Here is a 16,244-nt window from a genome sequence, read left to right as displayed (position 1 = left end):
GGCTCAAAAGGACCCACGTCGGCCGGTTCGGCTCAGTATGCTGTTTTGAGGTGTGTTTCTGTTCGGGTGACCCCCCGCCCTGCCTCCCCCGCAACGTAAAGCACCGCAGGTCAGAGGCGTGATTCCCAGGGAATCGCGCGATGGATGGGTCACGTGGCAAACATGCGCAGCCAAGCCATACAAAGCTGGACAGAGCACACAGAACGTACGGGGGGATCCGTGAAGTTCAGTGAAAGAGACGAGGAACTGCGACTGCTCGGCCGGTTGTACGCGGGGTGCGCCCGGGGCAAGGGCGCGGTCGTCTTCACCAACGGGCCCGTCGGCTGCGGAAAGACCGCACTGCTCCAGACGTTCGCCGGGCTGGTACGGGAGAAAGGGGGCCTGTTCCTCTCGGTAACGGCCGCCACCAGCGAACGTCACCATCTGTTCGGCCTCGTCGACCAGTTGATGAACGCGATACGCGCCGCCGGAATGGCCGCCGACCCGCTCGCCGCCGAGGAAGTCGATGTCACCCTGTCGGCCGGCGACCACCCCAGAGCCCCGAGAATCCCGCTCGGCCTCCTTCAGCGCATCAGCAGGACCATCTCCGAACTCGCCGAGCGGGGACCGCTCGTCCTCGGCATCGACGATGTGCACTTCGCCGACGAACCCTCCCTCCAGTGTCTGCGCTATCTCATCCGGCGTATCGATTCCTCCGCCGTTCTCATCGTGCTCAACGAGAGCTCCTGCCACGAACGGGAACTGGCGACCCTGCACGCCGAGACACTCCACCTGCCCTACTGCCACCGCGTCAGACTGGCGCCCCTGACCCTGGGCGGCACCGCCGAGACCCTCACCCGGAGCCTGGGCGCCGTCCCGTCCCCGGCCTCCGCCCAGGCCTGGGCCGACATCAGCGGAGGCAACCCCCTGCTGCTGAACGCCCTCGTCGAGGACCGGCTCATCGAGGACCACCTGACGGAGGACCACCTGACCGAGGCCCGGCCCGCGGCCGACGGCGCACCGGACCCGGCCGGCCCCCAGCCGGGGGAGTCCTTCCGCCACGCCTTCCTGCGCTGCCTGCACCGCTGCGAACCCTCGATGCTCGCCACCGCCCGCGCCCTGGCCGTCCTCGGCGACTCCGCCTCGCCCCCGCTCATCGGCGACTTCCTCGGTGTCGACGCCACCTCCGTACGCCGCTGCCTCGCCGACCTGAACGCCGCCGGCCTCCTCGCGAACCTCCGCTTCCGCCACGAACGGGCCCGGCAGGCGGTTCTCGACGGCATCCTCCCGAACAGCCTTCTCACCATGCACGGACGGGCCGCGGAAATACTCCACGCGAGCGGCGCCCCCGCCCGGGCCGTCGCCGAACAGCTCATGGCCACCCACGACTCCGCCCGGGCGTCGTGGCGCGTCGGCATCCTCCGCGAGGCCGCCCGCGAGGCCATCCACCTCGGCGACATCGGCAAGGCCATCGACTGCCTCCGCCACGCGTCCGGCATCTGCGAGGACGCCGCCCAGGAAGCCCATATCGCCGCCGCCCTCGCCGACGCCCAGTGGCTCAGCGACCCCGTCAAGGCCGGCCGCTATCTGCCCCACCTGAGCCACCTCGTCAGCTCCGGCGCCCTGACCGGCGACGATGCCATGGTCCCCGTCAAACACCTGATGTGGCGCGGCGACTTCGCCCAGGCCGAGGCGCTGCTGCGGATCGTCGAGAGCGCGGCGGGCGGAGCACCCGTGAGCCCGCCGTGGGCCGCCGCGCCCGTGGATGTCAAGGTCGGCCGGCTCTGGCTCTCCTTCATCTACCCCGGCCTCTCCGAGGACGCCACCGCGGCCAAGGCCGAGACCGGCAGCCCCTTCGCCCAGCCCCTCTCCGCGGCTTCCCGCCCGGTCTCCTTCCTCACCCTCCTCAATGTGTCGGCGACCCTGATCGGCGACGGCGAGGAGTTCCAGGGAGCCGACCACGTCCTGCACAGCACCGACGCCGACAGCCCGCTCACCCCCGCCCTGTTCGCGCTGCTCTTCCTGATCCAGACCCACCGGCCCGACGAGGCGGTCCAGTGGGCCGAACGGCTGCTCCACGAACCGTGGATTCGCCGGGTCCCCATGCGGCGCGCCGTGTTCGAGACCATACGATCGGCGGCGGCCCTGCGCGCCGGGGACACCGTCACGGCCGGCGAGTCCGCCCGTACCGCGCTGGAACTGGTCTCCGCGGCGGCCTGGGGCGTCGCCGTCGGGCTGCCGCTGGCACTCGCCGTCCGCGCCGCCACCGAGCAGGGCGACTTCGACGCCGTCATGCCCTATCTGAACACCGCCGTCCCGCCCATCATGTTCGACACCCCCTTCGCCCTGCCCTATCTCCAGGCACTCGGCCGCTACCACCTCGCCATGGGCCGCCCGCACACCGCGCTCACCAACTTCCAGTCCTGCGGGGATCTGATGCGGCAGTGGGGCGCGGACTCACCCGACCTCGCCGACTGGCGCAAGGACGCCGTCGCGGCACTCGTCGCCATGCGGCAGGCGGGCCAGGCACGCACCCTGCTGGAGGAACAGCTCACCCTCCTCGGCGACGGGCGCACCCGCGACCGGGGCGTGGCCCTGCGGCGCCTGGCCGCGATCAGCGCCGCACCCGACCGTCAGTCCCTGCTCAAGGAGGCCATCCGGATTCTCGCCGACTGCGGCGACCAGTTCGAACTCCGGCGCGCGCAGGACGACATGGCCGCCGCGACCGCCCCCGAACGGCCGGGCGCCCACCGCGGCCGGCTCAACGGCACCCTCGCCGGAAAGGTCCCCGCCCCGGGCCGCCGCGACCTCGACACCCCCCGGGACCCGGCTCACGAGAACGGCACCGTCCCCCTGATCCCCTCCGGCGCGCCCACCGCAGGGCACAGCGTCCACGACGAGAGCACCGTGCCCCCGGCGCTCGCGGAACTCACCGACGCCGAACGCCGGGTCGGGGCGCTCGCCGTCGCCGGGTGCACCAATCGTGAGATCGCCGTCCAGCTCTTCATTACGGTCAGCACCGTCGAGCAGCATCTCACCAAGATTTACCGCAAGTTAAAGGTCAGGAGCCGTTCCGGTCTCCCGGCGGAACTTCTCGCCTTCACCGACCTCCCCTGCTTCCCGAATGGAGGATAAAAAGGGAAACACGTCCACGGCACGACATCAACGCGTCTGTCCAAGTGACCACTCCCGTCGGTTGGACGCGTTGGCGGAGCCGTAAGCCCCATGTGATCCTGGCGGCCTGGAATCCATTCGCCGCAATTCGTTGATTGCCTGGGGGAAAATCCATGGCCGGACGCGGTCTCGAAGACTATGCGCGCCTGGCGCGCGAAGGACTGGACTCCGTCCCGGCAGAATTCCTGGCAACGGAAGAGCGCCTGTGGGCGGGCAATCGGAGAATCCTCGACCGGACGGCGCTCCGCCCGGGCGACGGCGATCTCCCCGGCCCGCCCGGGACCGCCGCCAAGATCCTCGGCCACACCTGGCCCGCCCCCCTCCTCGTGGGCTCCCTCGCCGGACTCGTCCGCCCCGAGGGCGAACTCGCCGTGGTCCGCGCCTCCGGCGCCGCCGGGCTCCCCGTCGTCGTCAGCGCGTTCACGGGACGCACCTTCGCGGAACTCGCCTCGGCCGCCGAGGGCCCGCTCTGGCTGCGGACCCATCTCTTCCGGGACCGGGGCACCGCCCGCTGGCTGGTCTCACGCGCCGCCGACGCCGGCTTCGAGGCCGTCGTCCTCGCCGTCGGCCCCCAGCGCCATGTCCGGCTCGCGCCCGGCGCCGTCCCCGTGAACCTCGCCGAGGACATCCCCATCCGCCACTTCCGCGGCGGCGGCCCGCTCGCCGACCTCGGCGGTTACGGCCCCTTCGCCGACCCGCGCGCCCTTCTCGACGACACCGTCGACTGGGCCGGCGTGGGCCGGCTGCGCTCCATCTCCGCGCTGCCGCTGTTCGTCGCCGGAGTGCGCACCCCGATGGACGCCGTCCGCGCCCTCGCCGAGGGCGCCGACGGCATCGTCGCCGACGACCTCGGCGCGCTCCCCGGCATCGCGGCGTCCGTCGCCGGACGCTGCCCCGTACTGCTCCGGGGCGGAATCCGCCGCGGCGCCGACATTCTCGTATCCCTCGCCCACGGCGCCGACGCGGTCCTGCTGGACCGGCCCGTCCTGGACGGACTGCTCGTCGCCGCCCGTGAAGGCGTCACCGAGGTCCTGGAGGAACTCGTGAGCGAACTGCGGGCCGCGCTCGCCCTCACCGGGACCGGGTCGGCCGCCGACGCCGGCCCCGAGCTGCTCCGTACCACCGCCCCGGCACCCACGGGCGCGGCGGACGGCACCGCCGAGCGGGCGCCCGAAGGGGATCTGCGCCGGAGCGATCTGCACACCAGTGTCTCGGACCCGGTCCTCGACACCATGAACTTCCTCAACGAGGTCACCCACCGCTACCCCGACGCCATCTCCTTCGCCCCGGGACGCCCCTACGACGGGTTCTTCGACACCGAGGAGATCATCACCCACGTCCGCACCTACCTCGACCACCTCGCCCGGCAGGGCGACTCGCCCCAGGCGATCCGCACGGCCATGTACCAGTACGGCCCCACCGCCGGCCAGATCCGCGAGATCATCGCCGACTCGCTCCGCGACGACGAGAACATCGACATCCCCGCCGAGTCGATCGTCGTCACCGTCGGAGCCCAGGAGGCCATGCTGCTGGTGCTCCGGGCGCTGATCACCGGCCCCGACGACGTCCTGCTCGTCTCCAGTCCCTGCTACGTGGGGATCACCGGGGCGGCCCGTCTCCTCGACATCGGGCTGAGCGCCGTCGGCGAACGCGACAGCGGACTCCACTGCGCCGACCTCGAAGCGGCGATCCTGGCCGAGCGGGCCCGCGGCCGGCGCCCCCGCGCCCTGTACGTCGTACCCGACCACTCCAACCCGTCCGGTACGACCATGGACGCCCGGACCCGTGCCGAGCTGCTCGACCTGGCGGCCCGCCACGACCTTCTCATCGTGGAGGACAGCCCCTACCGGATGGTGAGCCCCGGGCCCCGGCTGCCGTCCCTGAAATCCCTCGACCACGCCCGCAGGGTCGTCCACCTCGGCTCGTTCTCCAAGACCATCTTCCCCGGCGCCCGCGTCGGCTTCGTCGTCGCCGATCAGCGGGTCGTGGACGACACCGGCCGCACCGGACTCCTCGCCGCGGAACTCGCCAAGATCAAGAGCATGGTCACGGTGAACACCTCGTCCCTGAGCCAGGCCGCCGTCGCCGGAGCGCTGCTCGCCGCCCGGGGACGGATCTCCGAGCGGAACGCCGAGGCCGCCGACTACTACGGCAAGGCCCTGCGGACGACCCTGCGCAGCCTGGACCACCACCTCCCCGCCGAGCGCCGGGAGGCCCTGGGAGTGCGCTGGAACGAACCCACCGGAGGGTTCTTCCTCACCGTCCAGGTGCCGTTCCGCGCCGACAACGAGGCACTGACCCGGTCGGCACAGGAGTTCGGCGTGATCTGGACACCGATGTCGTACTTCTATCCACAGGGCGGTGGCGATCACACGCTGCGCCTGTCCACCAGCTATCTGACCGATGCCCAGATCACCGAGGGCACCGCACGGCTCGCCCGCTTCATCGAGGACCGGAGCGCCGGCACCCCCGGTGCGGCGGCCCGGCCGTAGCCGTCCCGTCCGTCCGATCCAGCACCTTCGCACGAGAAGGGCGAAGAGAGTGACCAGCACCATTCGCAGCACACAGCGACCGCGCAGCAAGCCGCGCATGTGGGGGTGGACTTTCCGTTGACCATCAGCATCGACCGTCCGGTGATATCGGACGCCGACCAGGACCTGACCGCACCCGTGACCGCTCCGGCCACGACCCGCGGGCCGTACATGCCCCTCGCGCCCAGAATCGTGGGGGTGGGCACATCCGCCACGCCCACCTCCTTCACCCAGCGCGAAGTCCTCGACACCTTCGGCATCACCGACCCCAAGATCCGCGGGGTCTTCCTCAACAGCGCCATCGAACGGCGCCATCTCACCCTGCCTCCCGAGGCCGAGGACGGAACCCGCCTCTCCGAACCGCAGGGCGACCTCCTCGACAAGCACAAGGCCCTCGCCATCGAGATGGGCGCCGAGGCGCTCCGCAACTGCCTCAAGCGAGCCGGCGCCGACCTCTCCGATCTGCGCCATCTGTGCTGTGTGACCTCCACCGGCTTCCTCACCCCCGGTCTCAGCGCCCTGCTGATCCGGGAACTCGGCATCGACCGGCACTGCAGCCGCTCCGACATCGTCGGCATGGGCTGCAACGCCGGACTCAACGCCCTGGGGGTCGTCTCCGGCTGGGCCGCGGCGCACCCCGGGGAGCTGGCCGTCGTGCTCTGCTCGGAGGCCTGCTCCGCCGCGTACGCCATGGACTCCACCATGCGCACCGCCGTCGTCAACAGCCTCTTCGGCGACGGCTCCGGGGCCGTCGCCCTCGTCGCGGGCGCCGACGGCACCGTCCCCGGCACCCCGGAGGGGCCCAGCGTCCTCAAATTCGCGAGCTGCATCATCCCCGAGGCCGCCGACGCGATGCGCTACGACTGGGACCGGGACCAGGGCCGGTTCAGCTTCTTCCTCGACCCGCAGATCCCCTATGTGGTGGGCGCGCACGCCGAGCTGACCGTGGACCGGCTCCTCGAAGGGACGGGTCTGCGCCGCAGCGACATCCGGCACTGGCTGGTCCACTCCGGCGGCAAGAAGGTCATCGACGCCGTCATCGTCAACCTCGGACTGACCCGCCACGACCTCCGGCACACCGTCGGCGTCCTGCGCGACTACGGCAATGTCTCCAGCGGCTCCTTCCTCTTCTCCTACGAAAGGCTGCTCGACGAGCACGTCACCGCACCCGGCGACCACGGTGTCCTCATGACCATGGGACCGGGCTCCACGATCGAAACGGCGCTGGTCCGATGGTGAACACCGGGGAAGTGACAGGGAATATGCCCATACTGAAGATCGACGGCACCGCGCCACTGTCGGCCGGGTCCGTCAAGGCCCTCGCGGCGCTCTGCGACCAGACCGAGGACCACCCCGGAACCGAGGCCGTCACCCTGCATGTCGAGGGCGCCCCCACCGAGGGCTGGACCACCGGGCTGAACGTCGCCCTGGTCACCAAGTGGGAGCGCACCCTGCGCCGGCTGGAACGGCTGCCCGCGCCCACCATCGCCGTCGTCCGCGGCGACTGCGGCGGCACCGCGCTCGACGCGCTCCTCGCCACCGATGTCCGTATCGCGACCCCCGGCGCCCGGCTTCTCGTCTCCGGCGACGCCGGGGCGACCTGGCCGGGGATGGCCTCCTACCGGCTCGTCCAGCAGGCCGGTGCCGCCCGGGTCCGCCGCGCGGTGGTCCTCGGCGTGCCCCTCACCGCCGCCGACGCGGCGGCCCTGGGACTCGTCGACGAACTCACCGACGATCCGGAGGGCGCCCTCGCCGCCACCGTGCGGCGGCTCGCCGGACGCTCCGGCAAGGAACTGGCCATCCGGCGCCAGCTCCTCTTCGACGCCACCACCACCAGCTTCGAGGACGCCATCGGCCCCCACCTCGCGGCGTGCGACCGCGCACTGCGCCGGGTCCCCGTGGGGGAGGCCCCATGACGGCGACCCTGCCCGAGCGCACCACCGCGACCGCGCTCCGGGCCGGCCTCGCGGAGGCGGTGAGCCACGCCGACGAGGTGGTGGCCGCGCTCCCCCGCCCGGGGAGGCGCTCTCCCGAGCAGCGCGCCCGCGCCACCGCCGCCAAGGACGCCGCCCGCGCCCTGCGCACCCGGTTTCTCGACACCCAGGTCGACGCCGTGTACGACCGGCTCACCGAGGGCCGCACGGTGGCCCTGCGGCTCGCCGAACTCGTCGCCGCGGCCGCCGTCGCCTTCCCCGGGCTCGTTCCCTCGGCCGAGCTGCTCGCGGACGAACGGAGCAGGACCCAGGCGGACAAGGAAGGCCACGAGATCGACCAGGGCATCTTCCTCCGCGCCGTGCTCGGGTCCGCCACCGCGGGCCCGCATCTGCTGGAGTCGATGCTCCGGCCCACGCCCCGGGCCCTGGAGCTGCTGCCGGAGTTCATCCGTACCGGAACGCTGCGGATGGAGGCCGTGCACCTCGAACGGCGCGACGGTGTCGCCCGGCTCACCATGTGCCGCCACGACTGCCTCAACGCCGAGGACAACCAGCAGGTCGACGACATGGAGACCGCCGTCGACCTCGCGCTCCTCGACCCGGCCGTCAGTGTCGGACTGCTGCGCGGCGGCGAGATGAGCCACCCCCGCTACCGGGGGAGGCGGGTCTTCAGCGCGGGGATCAACCTCAAGAACCTCAGCTCGGGCGATATCTCCCTGGTGGACTTCCTGCTCCGCCGGGAACTCGGCTACATCCACAAACTCATCCGGGGCATCCGCACCGACGGCCCCGGCGGCTGGCACACCCCGTACACCGAGAAACCGTGGATCGCCGCCGTCGACGGCTTCGCCATCGGCGGCGGCACCCAGCTGCTGCTCGCCTTCGACCATGTCCTGGCCGCCGCGGACGCCTACCTCAGCCTGCCCGCCGCGAAGGAGGGCATCGTCCCGGGGGTGGCGAACTTCCGCCTCAGCCGGTTCACCGGCCCCCGGGTGGCCCGGCAGATCATCCTCCAGGGCCGCAGGATTCGGGCGAGCGAACCCGACGCCCGTCTCCTGGTGGACGAGGTCGCCGAACCCCAGGACATGGACGGCGCGGTCGAGCGCGCCCTCACCCGGCTGCGCGGCGAGGCGGTCATCGCCAACCGGCGCATGCTCAACCTCGCCGACGAGCCCCCCGGCGCCTTCCGCGCCTACATGGCCGAGTTCGCCCTCCAGCAGGCCCTGCGGATCTACGGCGAGGACGTGATCCACAAGGCCGGAGACTTCGGAGCCCCGGCACCATGACCGACCGAACCGACCAACCTGAGCGATCCGACCGGCCCGACCGGCCCGAGCGATCCGACCGGCCTGAGCCATCCGGCCGGCCCGGCCGCCGCACCCGCGACCCCGGCCACCCGACCGCCCGGGACCCCGACCAGCGCGCCCGCGTGCGCTACGAGAAGAAGAACCACATCGCCCGCGTCACCATCGACCGCCCGCACGTCCTCAACGCGATGGATCTGCGCACCCACGAGGAACTCGCCGCGATCTGGGACGACGTCGAAGCGGACGACGACATCAGGGCCGTGGTCCTCACCGGAGCCGGCGACCGCGCTTTCTCCGTCGGCCAGGACCTCAAGGAACGGGCCCGGCTCGACGCCCGGGGCGCCCCCCTCACCACCTTCGGCAGCCGGGGACAGCCCGGCTGGCCCCGCCTCACCGACCGGTTCACGCTCTCCAAACCGGTCGTCGCGCGCGTCCACGGATACGCGCTGGGCGGCGGCTTCGAACTCGCCCTGGCCTGCGATCTGATCATCGCGTCCGACCAGGCCGTCTTCGCGCTGCCCGAGGCCCGGCTCGGACTGGTCCCGGGCGCCGGAGGAGCCTTCCGGCTCGCCCGGCAGCTCCCGCTGAAGGCCGCCATGGGCTACCTCCTCACCGGCCGCCGGCTCGACGCCGCCACCGCCCTGCGCCACGGGCTGCTCAACGAGGTCGTCCCCGCCGGCCGGCTCGACGACTGTGTCGACGGCTGGACCGACGATCTCGTCCGCAGCGCCCCCCTGTCGGTCCGCGCCATCAAGGAGGCCGTCCTCACCTCCGTGGACCTCCCCCTGGAACAGGCCTTCACCACCCGGTACGCATGGGAGGAGCGCCGCCGGGAGAGCGGGGACGCGGTCGAAGGAGTCCGGGCGTTCGCCGAGAAGCGCGAACCGCACTGGTCCGGCCGCTGACCCGCACCGCCCGCACCACCCGAACCTCCGGGCCCGCCGCCCCACCGGGCGACGGGCCCGGCCCTCCGGTGTCCAAGTGACGGGACCGGACGGTTGGACGAAACGTGAAGGGAAACACACCGATGCCGGTCGCTCGCATCAACGGGATCAACCTCAGCTACGACACCTACGGCTCCGGGGAGCCCGTCATCATGGTCACCGGGACCGGCGCCCCCGGCCGCGTCTGGCGCACCCACCAGGTGCCCGCCCTGCGCCGCGCCGGCTACCGGGTCATCACCGTCGACAACCGCGGCATCCCGCCGACCGATGTGTGCCCCCAGGGCTTCACCCTCGCCGACATGGTCGCCGACCTCGCCGCTCTCATCGAGCACATGGGCGAAGGCCCCTGCCGTCTCGTCGGCACCTCCATGGGCGGAATCCTCGTCCAGGAACTCCTGGTCTCCAGGCCCGAACTGGTCCGCCAGGCCGTCCTGATCGCCAGCAGCGGACGCACCGACACCCTGCTCGCCGCCATGTCCGCGGGCGACATCGAACTCGCCGACAGCGGCGTCAAGATCCCACCCCGGTACGCCGCCTACATCCAGGCCCTCCAGAACCTCTCCCCGGCCACCCTCAACGACAAGGAGCTGCTCCAGGACTGGCTGACCGTCCTCGAAATGTCCCCCGTCGACATCTCAACCGCCCGCGGCCAGCTCGGCCTGGACGTCATCCCCGACCGGCTCGCCGTCTACCGCCGCATCAACCGCCCCTGTCTCGTCATCGCCTTCGCCGACGACCTCGTCGTACGGCCCCATCTCTCCCGTGAGGTCGCCGACAGCATCCCCGGCGCCCGCTACACCGAGATCCCCGGCGCCGGCCACTACGGCTATCTGGAGAAGCCCACCGCCGTGAACTCCGCCATCACCGACTTCTTCGCCCGCTGACCCGCTCCGGCGCGGGCCGGGAGGGAACCGGCCGGTCACCCGAGGCCGGGAACGACACCGTGATCGTCATACCTCCCTCCGGCCGCGCCCGCGCGGTCACCGTCGCGTCATGCGCCTGCGCGATGGCCTGCACGATCGACAGCCCCAGCCCCAGTCCCTCGGTACGCGCCACCCGCGTCGCGTCCAGCCGCTGGAACGGCTGGAACAGCCGGCCGATCTCATCCGGCGGCACCACCGGACCCGTGTTCGTCACCATCAGCGTCGCGCGCCCGTCGACCGTCGCCGTCGTCACATCCACCCGGCCACCGCGGATGTTGTGCCGCAGCGCGTTGTCGACGAGATTCGTCACCAGGCGCTCCGTCAGATTCCGGTGACCGGCCGCCGTCGCCGCGCCGATCGACGGCAGGAACACCACCGTGCGCGACTCCGCGTCGGACTCCCGCGAGTCGACGACCTCCTGCGTCAGCCGCGCCAGATCGAACGGCTCGCGCACATCGATCCCGCCCTGGCTCCGCGCCAGCGTCAGCAGCGCCTCGATGAGCCGCTCCTGCTGCGCGCCCGTCACCAGAATCCGTTCGTGCGCCGCCCGCAGCGAGTCGACCGTCGCGTCCGGATCGGCCAGCGCGACCTGACCCAGAGCCCGCTGCCGCGCCAGCGGCGTACGCAGCTCGTGCGAGGCGTTCGACACAAACCGCCGGTGCGCCTCGAACGAGGTCTCCAGACGGCTCAGCAGACTGTCGAAGGTGTCGCCCAGCTCTTTCAGCTCATCGCCCGGACCGTCGAGCGCCAGCCGCTGGTGCAGGCTCGTCGCCGAGATCTCCTGCGCCGCCGCCGTGATCGTGCGCAGCGGGCGCAGTATCCGGCCCGCCACGATCCAGCCCAGCGCGATCGAGACCACGAGCATGATGGAGAGCGCGATGGCGCCCTGCGTCAGCAGGGCGTCCATCAGGGTGTCCTTGCCGTCCACCGGGATCGTCGCCGACGACCCCTGACCGGGCGGTTCGGGCAGCCGCGACGGCGTGGGCAGCGACACCGGGGGCTCGGGCAGCTCCCGCTGCTTCCCGTCGCTCCGCTCCCGCAGATCCTTCCAGGTGTCCTGCACCCGGCGGTTGACGAGAAAGATCATGATCGTCTGGAGCGCCGCCCCGGAGGCCGCGAACAACCCGCCGTACAGCAGCGTCAGTCTCAGCCGGACACTGCGCCGGGGGCGCCCCGAGCGCAGCACGGGGCCGGAGAGCCGGGACATCACAGACATCGCCGCCCTCAGATCCGGTAGCCGCGCTTGGCCACGGTCTCGATCACCGGAGGATCGCCCAGCTTGGCCCGCAGCCGGCTGATGGTGATCTTGACCGCGCTGGTGAACGGATCGGCGGCCTCGTCCCACACCCGCTCCAGCAGCTCCTCCGCCGACACGGCCCGCCCCTTGGACGCCAGCAGCAGCTCCAGCACCCCGAACTCCTTGGGCGCCAGATCCAGCGGCCGGCCGGCCCGGCTCGCGGTGCGCCGTGCCGTGTCCACCACGAGGTCGCCGTGCCGGATCACCGGAGGCACCAGCGGATGCGCCCGGCGCGCCAGTGCCCCGATCCGCGCGATCAGCACCGGGAAGTCGAACGGCTTCGCCAGATAGTCATCGGCTCCCAGACTCAGCCCGTCGACCAGATCCTCCGCCGTCGCCGCGGCCGTCAGCATCAGCACCCTGCTCCGGCACCCGGAGGCGATCAGCTCCGCGCACACCTCATCGCCGTGCATGCCCGGCAGATCCCGGTCGAGCACGATCACGTCGTAGTCCGTGAACAGCGCGTGCTCCAGCCCCTCCTCGCCGTCGAACGTCACATCCACGGTCATCTGCGCCCGGCGCAGACCCACCGCGACCGTCTGGGCCATCTCCTCGTCGTCCTCGACCACGAGCACCCGCACCTGATCCCCCTCCGCAACGCCACACCCCGGACACGAACACCTTGACAAGTACAGCAAGGATCAACCACCCCCGGTTTCCGCAGGGTTTCGTCGGGAGGACACCCGCCGTACCGCCGGACACCACTTCCCCCGCTGCTCTCCGACCATTCCCGGAAATCCGGAAAAGAAATCTGTCAACCGCTGTCCAAGTGTCAGAAATTCATGGTTGGACAGTGCCAAAGATGACCACCATTGCCCGTCCACATCCACCCCGCTAACGTGAAGCCCGATCAACCAACGGCAATTGATGGGAGTGGTTATGGCCAACCCGTTCGACGACGAAAACGGCACCTTCCTCGTCCTGGTGAACGAGGAAAACCAGCACTCGCTCTGGCCCGCGTTCGCGGACGTTCCCGCCGGGTGGAAGGTCACGTTCGGCGAGGACACCCGCAAGGCGTGCCTGGAGTACATCAACGAGACCTGGACCGACATGCGGCCCAAGAGCCTCATCGACGAGATGGACAGGGCCCGCGCGGCCGGCTAGCCCAGACCTCCCCACATCGACGACACAGCAGAGGAGGCAGCAGTGGCACTAATCGGCGGCCCGGGGCCGATGATGGGCGGCCCCGGGCCGGACGGACCCATGTCCAAACGTCAGGTCACGCCCGGCACAACAAAGCGAATTCTGCCCTACGCCAGGCCCTACCGGCTCAGCATCGCCATTCTCCTGACCCTCGCCGCACTCAACGCGGCAATCACGGTCGCGACCCCTGTACTGTTCAAGTACCTCATTGACAACGGTATCGCCGTGCGCAATACCGAAGTCGTCGTGGGAGTCGCCGTCGCCGTCGCCGGCCTCGCACTCGCACACTCATTCGTCGGATTCGCCGAGGCATGGCTCTCGGGACGCGTCGGCGAAGGACTCATCTACGACCTCCGCACCAAGGTCTTCGACCACGTCCAGCGACAGCCCCTGGCCTTCTTCACCCGGGCCCAGACCGGCGCCCTGGTCAGCCGGCTCAACAACGACGTCATCGGCGCCCAGCAGGCGATCACCGCCCTGCTCTCCACCGTCGTCTCCGCCGGACTGACCGTGCTCTTCGTGCTGATCACCATGTTCTACCTCTCCTGGACCGTCACCCTCGTCTCCCTGGTGCTCCTGCCGCTCTTCGTCCTCCCCGGCCGCGTCGTCGGCCGCCGGCTTCAGCACGTCATGCGCCGGCACATGGGAGTCAACGCCGAAATCGGCTCCCTCATGAACGAGCGCTTCAATGTCACCGGCGCACTCCTGGCGAAGCTCTACGGCCGCCCCGACCACGAGACCGGACTCTTCGCCGGGCTCGCCGCCCGGGGCCGCGACCTCGGCGTCCAGACCGCGGTCTACATGAAGATGCTCCCCATCTCCATGCTTCTCCTCGGCTCCCTGGCCCTCGCCACCGTGTACGGCCTGGGCGGCGCGCTCGTCATCCGTGACGCCTTCCAGATCGGCACCCTCGTCGCCCTGGCCACCCTGATGACCCGGCTGCTCACCCCGGTGAACCAGCTCTCCAGCGCACAGGCCGACGTCATGTCCGCGCTCGTCAGCTTCGACCGGCTCTTCGAGGTGCTCGACCTCAAGCCGCTCATCGCCGAGAAGCCCGGAGCTGTCCCCCTGCCCGCCATCGGCACCGCCGGGGGAACCGCCCCCGCCATCGAGTTCGACGGCGTCTCCTTCCGCTATCCGAAGGCCGCCGATGTCTCCCTCGCGTCCCTGGAGAACATCGCCCTGCCCATGCAGGAGCGCACCGGCACCGAGTGGACCCTCCGCGATCTCGGCTTCACCGCCCCCGCCGGGAAGCTCACCGCCCTCGTCGGCCCATCGGGCGCGGGAAAGACCACCATCACCCAACTGGTGCCGCGCCTCTACGACGCGGTGGAGGGCTCCGTCCGTATCGGCGGCCACGACGTGCGCGACCTCACGCTCGAATCGCTGCGCACCTCCATCGGCATGGTCACCCAGGACGCACACCTCTTCCACACCACCATCCGCGGCAATCTGCTCTACGCCCGCCCCGGCGCCACCGAGGAACAGCTCGCCGACGCCTGCCGGGCCGCGCAGATCTGGCAGCTCATCGAGAGCCTTCCCGACGGACTCGACACCGTCGTAGGGGACCGGGGATACCGGCTCTCGGGCGGTGAGAAGCAGCGCATCGCGATGGCGCGGCTGCTGCTGAAGGCCCCGCCGATCGTCGTGCTCGACGAGGCGACCGCCCACCTCGACTCGGAGTCCGAGGCGGCACTCCAGCGCGCCCTCAAGACCGCGCTGGCCGGCCGTACCTCCCTGGTCATCGCCCACCGTCTCTCCACGATCCGGGAAGCCGATCAGATCCTCGTCATCGACAAGGGCCGGGTCCAGGAACGCGGCACCCATGAGGAACTCCTGGAACAGGACGGTCTGTACGCGGAGTTGTACCGCACCCAGTTCGCGGGCCAGGGCAGCGCCGGCGCCCACGGCAACGGGCAGCAGCCGCAGCGCGTCCCCGAGCCGGTGGGTCCGCACGGACCCTTCCCGGGAGGCCCACCCGAACAGGGCCCCTACCCGGGTATGCCGGGACCCGGATTCTTCCCCGGCGGCCCCGGCGGCCCCGGGCCGGGTGGCCCCGGCCCTGGCTTCATGCCCGGCCCCGGCCCCGGCCCGATACCCGGCGGCCCGCCACCGGGCCACGGCTGACCCCCGGCCGCGGCGGCTGACCACGGCCGCAGCGGCCGGCCCAGCGCCCGCACCACCGAGAGAAAACCACCGTCGAGTCAGTGGGGACCGTTGGAATGCCTGATTCTCGTCGCTCACCTCTCTCCGCCACCCCGCATCCGGGCACGTTCCTGGAGCTGTTCGCCGCGAGGGTCGAGGCCGCGCCGGGTGTCGCCGCGGTGCGGTGTGGGCCGGAGGTGCTGTCGTACGGGGAGCTGGAGGCCCGTGCGAACCGGCTGGCCCGCCATCTGAGAGACCTGGGTGTGGGTCGGGAGTGCGTGGTGGGTCTGTGCCTGCCGCGTGGGGTGGAGATGGTGGTGGCGCTGCTGGCGGTGTGGAAGGCGGGTGGCGCGTATGTGCCACTCGACCCGGAACATCCGGCGGAGCGCCTCGCCTACATGATCTCCGACAGCGGCGCCTCGGTGGTCCTGGCCACGGCCGGCGTCGACGTGCCCGGGCCGGACACACACGTAACGCTGCTGGACGACGGAGCCCGAGAGATCGCGGCCCGGTCCCCGGAGCCCCTGGAGTCGGTGGTGGGTCCGGAGCAGTTGGCGTATGTGATTTATACGTCGGGTTCGACGGGCCGTCCGAAGGGTGTGGCGGTGGCGCATGGGGGTGTGGCGAATCTGGCTGTGGCGATGCGTCCGGCGCTGGGTGTTGACGAGGGTGTGGTGGCGCTTCAGTTCGCGTCGTTCAGTTTTGATGCGGCGGTGCTGGATGTGGTGGTGGTTCTGGGTGCGGGTGGGACGTTGGCGATTGCTTCGGGTGGGGAGCGGAGGGAGCCGGAGGCGTTGGCGGCGATGATCCGTGCCGCTGGGGTGGAAGTCGCCAGTGTGGTGCCGTCGCTGCTGGGTGTGCTGGATC

Annotated in this window: 12 protein-coding genes; 10 read left to right on the top strand and 2 right to left on the bottom strand. The window is 71.1% G+C overall.

Translation table 11 applies throughout. The features are described 5' to 3' along the window. Positions 1–219: 219 nt before the first annotated feature. The 7 genes from ABT122_RS12450 to ABT122_RS12420 all read left to right on the top strand — a co-directional run bounded on the left by ABT122_RS12450 (position 220) and on the right by ABT122_RS12420 (position 10,753). On the top strand, positions 220–3,114 hold the full coding sequence (locus tag ABT122_RS12450; protein WP_351549460.1) for a helix-turn-helix transcriptional regulator: 2,895 nt from the start codon (positions 220–222) through the stop codon (positions 3,112–3,114). Positions 3,115–3,266: 152 nt separating this feature from the next. Continuing rightward, positions 3,267–5,645 (top strand): aminotransferase class I/II-fold pyridoxal phosphate-dependent enzyme, encoded by a 2,379-nt coding sequence (locus ABT122_RS12445; RefSeq protein ID WP_351549457.1) that lies wholly within the window; start codon positions 3,267–3,269, stop codon positions 5,643–5,645. Between the two features lie 117 nt (positions 5,646–5,762). Further along, complete coding sequence (gene dpgA / locus ABT122_RS12440) at positions 5,763–6,923, top strand: 3,5-dihydroxyphenylacetyl-CoA synthase DpgA (protein ID WP_451067051.1); 1,161 nt, start codon at positions 5,763–5,765, stop codon at positions 6,921–6,923. Between the two features lie 23 nt (positions 6,924–6,946). Beyond that, positions 6,947–7,600 carry an enoyl-CoA-hydratase DpgB gene (gene dpgB, locus ABT122_RS12435; protein WP_351549454.1) on the top strand — a complete coding sequence of 218 codons (654 nt, stop codon included), beginning with the start codon at positions 6,947–6,949 and terminating at the stop codon, positions 7,598–7,600. Further along, positions 7,597–8,904, top strand: a complete 1,308-nt coding sequence (gene dpgC / locus ABT122_RS12430; RefSeq protein ID WP_351549451.1) for a (3,5-dihydroxyphenyl)acetyl-CoA 1,2-dioxygenase DpgC — start codon at positions 7,597–7,599, stop codon at positions 8,902–8,904. Before dpgB ends, dpgC begins: the two co-directional genes overlap by 4 nt. Continuing rightward, positions 8,901–9,830, top strand: coding sequence for an enoyl-CoA-hydratase DpgD (dpgD, locus tag ABT122_RS12425; RefSeq protein WP_351549448.1), 930 nt, complete (start codon positions 8,901–8,903; stop codon positions 9,828–9,830). Before dpgC ends, dpgD begins: the two co-directional genes overlap by 4 nt. 122 nt (positions 9,831–9,952) lie before the next feature. After that, positions 9,953–10,753 (top strand): alpha/beta fold hydrolase, encoded by an 801-nt coding sequence (locus ABT122_RS12420; RefSeq protein WP_351549446.1) that lies wholly within the window; start codon positions 9,953–9,955, stop codon positions 10,751–10,753. Here ABT122_RS12420 and ABT122_RS12415 read toward each other — a convergent pair. Next, positions 10,731–12,008: a sensor histidine kinase gene (locus tag ABT122_RS12415; RefSeq protein ID WP_351549443.1), complete on the bottom strand. Its 1,278-nt coding sequence runs from the start codon at positions 12,006–12,008 to the stop codon at positions 10,731–10,733. The two genes, ABT122_RS12420 and ABT122_RS12415, sit on opposite strands and share 23 nt — an antisense overlap. A gap of 8 nt (positions 12,009–12,016) precedes the next feature. Further along, positions 12,017–12,670, bottom strand: coding sequence for a response regulator transcription factor (locus ABT122_RS12410; RefSeq protein ID WP_351549440.1), 654 nt, complete (start codon positions 12,668–12,670; stop codon positions 12,017–12,019). Between the two features lie 298 nt (positions 12,671–12,968). On the opposite strand from ABT122_RS12410, the gene ABT122_RS12405 reads away from it, so the two are divergent. The 3 genes from ABT122_RS12405 to ABT122_RS12395 all read left to right on the top strand — a co-directional run. Next, a complete protein-coding gene (locus tag ABT122_RS12405) occupies positions 12,969–13,193 on the top strand; it encodes an MbtH family protein (protein ID WP_351549437.1) in 225 nt (74 codons plus the stop codon). A 99-nt stretch (positions 13,194–13,292) separates the two neighbouring features. Then, the gene (locus tag ABT122_RS12400) at positions 13,293–15,359 is read left to right on the top strand and encodes an ABC transporter ATP-binding protein (protein ID WP_351549434.1); all 2,067 of its coding nucleotides are present in this window, start codon (positions 13,293–13,295) and stop codon (positions 15,357–15,359) included. 95 nt (positions 15,360–15,454) lie between these two features. Next, on the top strand, positions 15,455–16,244 hold a 790-nt coding region (locus ABT122_RS12395), incomplete at its 3' end, for an AMP-binding protein (RefSeq protein WP_351549431.1).

Source organism: Streptomyces sp. NPDC001985 (genome assembly GCF_040296845.1).
In the GTDB taxonomy this organism is placed as follows: domain Bacteria; phylum Actinomycetota; class Actinomycetes; order Streptomycetales; family Streptomycetaceae; genus Streptomyces.
This window is presented reverse-complemented; position numbering and strand designations above follow the sequence as displayed.

Excerpts from the sequence above, each read along its gene's own strand:
- ABT122_RS12405 (WP_351549437.1), top strand. The coding sequence starts at position 12,969 with ATGGCCAACCCGTTCGACGACGAAAACGGCACCTTCCTCGTCCTGGTG.
- dpgB (WP_351549454.1), top strand. The coding sequence starts at position 6,947 with ATGCCCATACTGAAGATCGACGGCACCGCGCCACTGTCGGCCGGGTCC.
- ABT122_RS12400 (WP_351549434.1), top strand. The coding sequence starts at position 13,293 with ATGTCCAAACGTCAGGTCACGCCCGGCACAACAAAGCGAATTCTGCCC.
- ABT122_RS12445 (WP_351549457.1), top strand. The coding sequence starts at position 3,267 with ATGGCCGGACGCGGTCTCGAAGACTATGCGCGCCTGGCGCGCGAAGGA.
- ABT122_RS12420 (WP_351549446.1), top strand. The coding sequence starts at position 9,953 with ATGCCGGTCGCTCGCATCAACGGGATCAACCTCAGCTACGACACCTAC.
- ABT122_RS12415 (WP_351549443.1), bottom strand. The coding sequence starts at position 12,008 with ATGTCTGTGATGTCCCGGCTCTCCGGCCCCGTGCTGCGCTCGGGGCGC.
- dpgD (WP_351549448.1), top strand. The coding sequence starts at position 8,901 with ATGACCGACCGAACCGACCAACCTGAGCGATCCGACCGGCCCGACCGG.
- dpgC (WP_351549451.1), top strand. The coding sequence starts at position 7,597 with ATGACGGCGACCCTGCCCGAGCGCACCACCGCGACCGCGCTCCGGGCC.